This window comes from uncultured Paenalcaligenes sp. (assembly GCF_947630565.1).
GTDB lineage: Bacteria > Pseudomonadota > Gammaproteobacteria > Burkholderiales > Burkholderiaceae_B > Paenalcaligenes > Paenalcaligenes faecalis.
Window position 1 is genome coordinate 22,590 of sequence record NZ_CANRIC010000023.1, and the last position, 7,196, is coordinate 29,785.

The following is a 7,196-nucleotide window of genomic DNA, read 5'->3' on the forward strand; positions in this document are numbered from 1 at the left end:
AGACTAGATAGAACCTAATCATGCAGCATTTCCTCTTTTTTTTCAAAAATACTTGACACTATCAGAAAACACGCTTATAGTTATGTCTTTGCTGCACAACACACCGCGAACAGCAGTGCAAAACAGCAATATCATTTTAAATTTGTTTTAGTCAGACGCTTGACAGACAACTTAAAAAATGATTAAAATAGATTTTTAAGTTGATTTGAATAACTTTTAAAACAGCAAGAAACAACTTGCAAAAAACAAAAAGTTACTATATAATTTCAAATCACTGGGAAACAAACCCAAACCAAAAAATAAAAATGCGGGAATAGCTCAGTTGGTAGAGCGCAACCTTGCCAAGGTTGAAGTCGCGAGTTCGAGTCTCGTTTCCCGCTCCAAATTCTAAAAAAGCACTTGTTAATTCAAGTGCTTTTTTTTCGTCTATTACTTTGACTAAATATTCATTAACGACCTAATGAATAGAACTCAGGGTTAGCGCTCATTTGAGCCACATTTGCTAAACGATTCGACATTCCAAAAAAAGCTGAAATTGCGGATATATCCCAAATATCCTCCTCGCTAAAGCCATGTTCTTGCAGTTGACACATATCCTGCTCATTGACCTCGTAAGCCTTTAGACTTACCTTTACCGCAAAATCTAACATCGCTTTATGTCGCTCTGATAGAGCAGCCTTTCTATAATTAATTGCCACCTGATCTGCAATTAAAGGGTCTTTAGCTCGAACTCGTAATATAGCCCCATGGGCAATCACACAATACTGGCACTGATTGAGACTACTTGTCGCCACCACAATCATTTCACGTTCCGCCTTCGTTAAACCTCCCGGCTTTTCCATTAAGGCATCGTGATATGCAAAAAAAGCTCGAAACTCGTCAGGACGTCGAGCCAAAACTAAAAATACATTTGGTATAAATCCTGATTTTTCAGCGACTTCATTAATACGTTGTTGTAAATCGTCAGGCATATCCTCTAAACGCGGGATATCAAAACGACTAATTACTGTCTCTATTTTCATTACGTCTCCTCTCTCTTTGTTTTATTTTGCTTGCATGGGTATAACAAGACGACCTCTAATTTTTCCCTCTAGAAACTGCGGCACTATCTGTTGCACCTGATCCAAAGGAATCTCAGTTGCCACCGCATCTAAAACCATGGGGTCTAAGTCAGTGGCTAAACGCTGCCATGCCTGAAGTCGATCATTCTTAGGGCACATCACACTATCAACACCAATCAAACGAACTCCACGTAGAATAAATGGTGCCATTGAAGCAGGGAAATCCATGCCAGCGGCCAAACCACATGCCGCCACCACCCCTCGATATTTCATTGCCGCACACACATTCATCAACACATGACTACCCGCTACATCAATTGCACCAGCCCAACGCTCTTTAGTTAAAGGGCGTCCTGCTTGGCTATATTCGCCGCGATCCAAAATATGTAAAGCGCCAAGGCCCTTTAAATACTCTGCCTCAGTGTCTCTGCCGGTCATGGCTGTGACCTGATAGCCCAGTTTAGCGAGCAGTGCAACAGCGACACTCCCCACACCACCCGCTGCACCAGTGACCAATACATCCCCAGACTCGGGACGAACCCCCTGCTGCTCTAAGGCCAACACACATAACATAGCCGTATAACCGGCTGTACCAATCACCATCGCATCCCGCAGAGAAAAAGCATCTGGCAATGGAATGAGATAATCGGCAGGAACCCGAGCGTACTCAGCCAAACCACCCCAGTGTTTCTCTCCTACTCCCCAGCCATTCAAGATGACCTGATCGCCCACTTGATAATCAGGATGATCTGACTGCTCAACCACACCCGAAAAATCAATACCTGGCACCATGGGATACTGACGCACAATAGGCGACGCCCCCGTGATAGCGAGGGCGTCTTTGTAATTTAAGGTACTATAAGCAATACGTACTAATACCTCTCCGGCGGGTAAATCTTGCTTGGAGAGCTGGCGTAGTGCCACCTGTTGCTGAGTTTCAACCTGATCAATGACCAGTGCATTAAACATCATATTTATCTCCTGTTAGGGTTCCTTATAAACCCTAAGTCGTATCGATATTCCTAGGGTCTTTGTGTAAAGTTATCACAGTAGCACTACAAAAACGAACTCTCTCTTGGTAGGAGTAGACAAATGCAACATGATGAAAACGCATTCGTATTACGTGCGGATCACAATGGTATCACCACGCTAGAACTTAATAGACCACAACAATTCAATGCGCTATCCGATGAGCTTTTAGCCGCTCTACAGCATCACTTAGATGACATTGCTACCGATACAAGTATTCGCTGCGTCGTCTTAGCCGCTGCAGGAAAAGCCTTCTGTGCGGGCCACGACCTAAAGCAAATGCGCAGTAAACCTCAGCTTTCTTACTATCAAGATCTCTTTAAACGTTGCTCTCAGGTGATGAAAAGCATCCAGGCTCTACCGATTCCTGTCATCGCTCGTGTACATGGGATTGCTACTGCAGCAGGTTGCCAATTAGTAGCTAGCTGTGATCTGGCCATTGCTTCCACCGACGCCAAATTCGCCGTCTCTGGAATTAATGTGGGGTTATTCTGCTCTAGCCCTGCCGTGGCTCTCAGTCGCAATGTTAGTACGAAACATGCCTTTGATATGCTGATAACAGGTCGATTCATTGATGCTCAAACAGCCCAAAATTGGGGCCTCATCAATGAGGCGGTTGCCCCTGAGCAACTCAATGAAGCCATAGCGCAAAAAATAGCTACGATTATTTCTAAAAGTCCGGCTTCTATTCGTTATGGCAAGGCTATGTTCTACAAGCAAAAGCAAATGGACTTGGATCAGGCCTATGATTATGCGGCAGACGTCATGGCGCAAAATATGATGGAAGAAGATGCTGCCGAAGGGGTAGACGCTTTTATTGAAAAACGTCCTCCTGTTTGGAAAGCATAAAACACCCCTTTCATTCGTTAAGCCAAGGAGGACACCCATGACACGCCATAACCCTTATAACCAGGGCTTAGATAAAAACAACGCCAACTATGTCCCGCTATCACCACTCAGCTTCATTGAACGCACTGCTGTTACTCACCCTCATTTACCCTCTGTTATTTATAATGAGCAGCGTTTTACTTGGGCCCAAACCTATGAACGCTGCAAACAAGTTGCTTCAGCATTACATCGATTAGGTATAGGTGATGGTGATACGGTCAGCACAATGCTGCCCAACATCCCCGCTATGTACGAGGCACACTTTGCTATCCCCATGACGGGGGCCGTACTCAACACGTTAAACATACGCCTTAACGCAGAAAGCTTAGCGTTCATGCTTGATCACAGTGAGTGCAAAGTCATCTTCGTTGACCCTGAATTTGCAGAGGTCATTGAGCAGACACTGAGCCTAATGAAAACCCCACCTCCGATCGTCATTGATGTTGATGACCCTTACTACCCTGACGGAAAGCGAATTGGGCAATATGAGTACGAGGCGTTCTTAGCCTCCGGCGACCCTAATTTTGACTGGCATTTACCGGATGATGAATGGAATGCCATTGCTTTAGGCTATACCTCTGGCACCACAGGCAACCCAAAAGGCGTCGTCACGCACCACAGAGGCGCTTACTTAGCCAGCATGAGCAATATTTTGGCAGCGCAAATGCCGGCCCATGCTGTCTATCTTTGGACCCTACCCTTATTCCACTGCAATGGTTGGTGTTTCCCCTGGGTTCTCGCTTTAATCGCAGGCACCAACGTGTGTTTACGCCGTGTTGACGTTAAGGTCATGCTTGAGCAAATTCGTGAACATCACATCACGTACTACTGCGGCGCCCCCATTGTGCATACCCTAATTGCCGATGCCCCTGATACCCTACGAGCCGGGATAAATCATACGGTACATGGCCTTATAGCTGGGGCTCCACCTCCAGCATCCGTCTTTGAGCGCATGGAAAAAATTGGTTTTAATTTGACTCATGTTTATGGCCTCACAGAGACTTATGGCCCAGCGGTAGGCTGCCCTAAACAACCTGAATGGGCGAACCTTTCCGTCGCCGACCGTGTAGAGCGCAATAGTCGCCAAGGGGTTCGCTACCACCTACAAGAAGACGTCGTGGTTCTTGACCCAAACACCATGAAACCCGTTCCTTGGGACGGTAGAACTATTGGTGAAATCATGTTCAGAGGCAACATCATAATGAAGGGGTACTTAAAAAATCCTACTGCCACCGCAGAGGCTTTTTCAGGTGGGTGGTTTCACTCTGGCGACCTTGCCGTTGTAGACCCTGATGGATACATGCGTATTCGCGATCGCGCTAAAGACGTGATTATCTCTGGAGGCGAAAACATTGCCTCTCTAGAAATCGAGGAGGCCATTTTACGCCACCCCGCTATTTCTTCTGTCGCGGTGGTGGCCATGAAGGATGAGAAATGGGGGGAAGTTCCTGCGGCCTTTGTGGAGTTACGCGCTGACATACCACCTATTACCGAAGATGATCTCCACCAGCACTGCTCACAACACCTCGCTCGATACAAATTACCAAAAAAATATATTTTTGGTGAGCTAACTCGGACCTCCACAGGAAAAGTACAAAAATTCGCCCTCAGGGAGCAATTAAATGTTGAATAATCACGTCACCTTTATTCGTCGCGTTGGTACCGGCGCAGCACTGATTGCCTTGCTTGCTGCTTGCGCCCATAACCCTTCAGCCCCTACGATCACACAAACAGCGTCCGCGCAGGCTGTGGCTGCCGCTTACGATCACTCTTTATCCGTCTTCCACCCCGTAGTCGCTCATAATGGAATGATAGCCTCAGAACACGAGCTAGCCTCCCGTGTTGGCCTGCAGATACTACAAGCCGGTGGTAATGCCATAGATGCTGCCGTTGCTGTTGGCTTTGCTCTCGCCGTGGTATTACCTAATGCCGGTAATATTGGTGGTGGCGGCTTTATGATGTATCACGATGCCAATACACAGCAAGATGTGGCCTTAGATTTCCGAGAATCCGCACCCGCAGGCGCTCATAGAGATCTCTACCTTGACTCTCAGGGTAATGTCATTGATGGAAAATCATTATTCACTCACTATGCGGTGGGGGTTCCAGGGACGGTAGCAGGCTTAGAGCACGCTCTAAAAAAATGGGGCTCATTACCTCTAAAACAGGTCATTCAACCTGCTATAGACCTCGCTGAAAATGGATTTGTCGTTAGTGAAACTTTAGCTAAGGTCCTAGCCGCGTCCGAAAAAGACATGGCCAAATGGCCTGCTACCACCGCTATTTTCTGGCGCAATGGCGCTCCCCTCAAAGCAGGGGACCGTCTAGTCCAAAAAGATCTAGCTCAATCCCTAAAGCTAATCGCTAACCAAGGCAGCTACGCCTTTTACAAGGGCGATATTGCCCGCCGTATCGCTACAGAAATGCAGGCCTACCCTGGCGCAATCACTATGGCTGACCTCGCTCGCTACCAAGCCATAGAACGTCAACCGGTTCGCGGCACATACCGTGGCTATGACATCGTTACAATGCCACCGCCCTCCTCTGGAGGGCCTCACTTAGTGCAAATTCTCAATATTCTAGAGCGTTGGCCAATGGGTGAGTGGGGACATAATAGCGATCAATCTATCCACCATATGGCTGAAAGCATGAAACTGGCTTATGCCGATCGTGCTGAATATTTAGGCGACCCAGACTTTGTTAACGTGCCAGTTTCTGGTCTGATTTCCAAACACTATGCAGACAATCTAGCTCAACGCATTAACCACAAAGCGACTCCGGCACAACACATCAAACCCGGTAATCCCCTACCCTTTGAAAGCGATCAAACCACCCATTACTCCGTGATGGATAAAGCAGGCAATGCCGTGGCCGTTACCTACACGCTCAATACAAACTTTGGTACAGGTATTGTGGCTACAGGTACAGGGATTCTTCTAAATAATGAAATGGATGACTTTTCTGCCAAACCGGGGGTGGCTAATGCCTATGGTCTGGTCGGTGGAGAGGCTAACTCTGTTCAGGCAGGAAAACGCCCACTATCCTCTATGACTCCTACACTGGTGCTTAAAGATGGGAAGCCCGTTCTCGTCACGGGCAGTCCCGGCGGGGCGCGCATCATCACCACGGTATTACAAACAGTGATGAACATGATTGACTATGGGATGAATCCTGCTGAATCCGCCGCGGCCTTACGGGTCCATCACCAATGGACACCAGACGAGCTACGTGTAGAGCAAGGGTTTAATGTAGACACAAAACGTCTACTAGAAGCCAGAGGCCATACCGTAAACACCAAAGCCTCTATGGGCCGCACCCAAACCATTCAACGAAATGCGCATGCTCTTTGGGGCTATTCTGACCCACGCAACCCGGATGGCCTGACCTTAGGATATTAAACGCATTACCAGCAAAAGGGACTACACCACAGACACAATTGCTTACTGTATGCCTTAGGCACGCCTTTCTATAATGGCTACCGTCTCTTACGGATACTCCGTTTTATTAAGGATTAATTATGCGCCTATTTTTAGCTATATTTCTACCGTTTGCCGTGTTCTTTACCATAGGTCGTCCCTTTGCTGGAATCTTATCGTTAATTTTACAAGTCACTCTAATTGGCTGGATTCCTGCCGCTATCTGGGCAACCTACGCATTAAGCCAATACAAAACAGATCAAAAAATTAAGAATTCCGCTATGGGCAGATAACATGCCTATTATTGCTGCGTGTTATACGTGATACCGTAACTTTCAGTTCTATTGAATTAAATACACATAAGCATACCCCGCCTCTCCAAACATAACTTGTGTACGGGCAGTCAGTCCTTTGGATGAATGAGCCGCCAAATCATGTGGCCCTAAATACGCCTCTGTTTCTACAATACGAGCTGCTTTAATCTGCCCTTGCTTATGCACAACTATCGTTTTACCCACTAGCTGTTGGGCTACCCAAGCACAATCGCTGTTAGCGTAAAACTCACGTGTAATAACAGGTACATCGGATAGATTCGTCATTTTGTTGTCAACACCATCAAAAAACCAAATAAATGTATTTCTTTATCCCAAAAAAACTCGTTGCGCATCAGCAAGAGCGAGCTGCACTTGCAAAATAATCATAAGCTGCTTATAATCCTTTTTTACTTGGCGCAATGGCAGAGAGGTTATGCACCGGATTGCAAATCCGTGTAGATCGGTTCGATTCCGGTTTGCGCCTCCAA

7 protein-coding genes and 2 tRNA genes are annotated in these 7,196 nt (G+C 46.7%); 6 read left to right on the forward strand and 3 right to left on the reverse strand.

Features of this window, described 5'->3' with window-relative positions; translation table 11 throughout:
• Nucleotides 1–307 precede the first annotated feature (307 nt).
• Nucleotides 308–383 (forward strand) — tRNA-Gly (locus Q0Z62_RS06140).
• Nucleotides 384–449: 66 nt separating this feature from the next.
• Here the strand turns inward: Q0Z62_RS06140 and Q0Z62_RS06145 are convergent.
• Nucleotides 450–1,022, reverse strand: coding sequence for a peroxidase-related enzyme (locus tag Q0Z62_RS06145; RefSeq protein WP_298052240.1), 573 nt, complete (start codon nucleotides 1,020–1,022; stop codon nucleotides 450–452).
• A 21-nt stretch (nucleotides 1,023–1,043) separates the two neighbouring features.
• Nucleotides 1,044–2,030 carry an MDR family oxidoreductase gene (locus Q0Z62_RS06150; RefSeq protein WP_269902139.1) on the reverse strand — a complete coding sequence of 329 codons (987 nt, stop codon included), beginning with the start codon at nucleotides 2,028–2,030 and terminating at the stop codon, nucleotides 1,044–1,046.
• Between the two features lie 123 nt (nucleotides 2,031–2,153).
• Between Q0Z62_RS06150 and Q0Z62_RS06155 the strand changes: the two genes are divergently transcribed.
• The 4 genes from Q0Z62_RS06155 to Q0Z62_RS06170 all read left to right on the forward strand — a co-directional run bounded on the left by Q0Z62_RS06155 (nucleotide 2,154) and on the right by Q0Z62_RS06170 (nucleotide 6,687).
• The gene (locus Q0Z62_RS06155; protein ID WP_269901432.1) at nucleotides 2,154–2,939 is read left to right on the forward strand and encodes an enoyl-CoA hydratase; all 786 of its coding nucleotides are present in this window, start codon (nucleotides 2,154–2,156) and stop codon (nucleotides 2,937–2,939) included.
• A gap of 37 nt (nucleotides 2,940–2,976) precedes the next feature.
• Entirely contained in the window at nucleotides 2,977–4,611 is a 1,635-nt protein-coding gene (locus Q0Z62_RS06160; RefSeq protein WP_298052243.1) for an acyl-CoA synthetase, read from the forward strand.
• Nucleotides 4,601–6,376, forward strand: coding sequence for a gamma-glutamyltransferase (gene ggt / locus Q0Z62_RS06165; RefSeq protein ID WP_298052246.1), 1,776 nt, complete (start codon nucleotides 4,601–4,603; stop codon nucleotides 6,374–6,376). The genes Q0Z62_RS06160 and ggt overlap by 11 nt, the downstream gene beginning before the upstream one ends.
• Nucleotides 6,377–6,495: 119 nt before the next feature.
• On the forward strand, nucleotides 6,496–6,687 hold the full coding sequence (locus tag Q0Z62_RS06170; protein ID WP_269901429.1) for a YqaE/Pmp3 family membrane protein: 192 nt from the start codon (nucleotides 6,496–6,498) through the stop codon (nucleotides 6,685–6,687).
• Nucleotides 6,688–6,735: 48 nt separating this feature from the next.
• Here the strand turns inward: Q0Z62_RS06170 and Q0Z62_RS06175 are convergent, their stop codons facing one another.
• Entirely contained in the window at nucleotides 6,736–6,993 is a 258-nt protein-coding gene (locus Q0Z62_RS06175) for a DNA-3-methyladenine glycosylase (RefSeq protein WP_298052249.1), read from the reverse strand.
• A 128-nt stretch (nucleotides 6,994–7,121) separates the two neighbouring features.
• Between Q0Z62_RS06175 and Q0Z62_RS06180 the strand changes: the two genes are divergently transcribed.
• A tRNA-Cys gene (locus tag Q0Z62_RS06180) sits at nucleotides 7,122–7,195 on the forward strand.
• Nucleotide 7,196 lies beyond the last annotated feature (1 nt).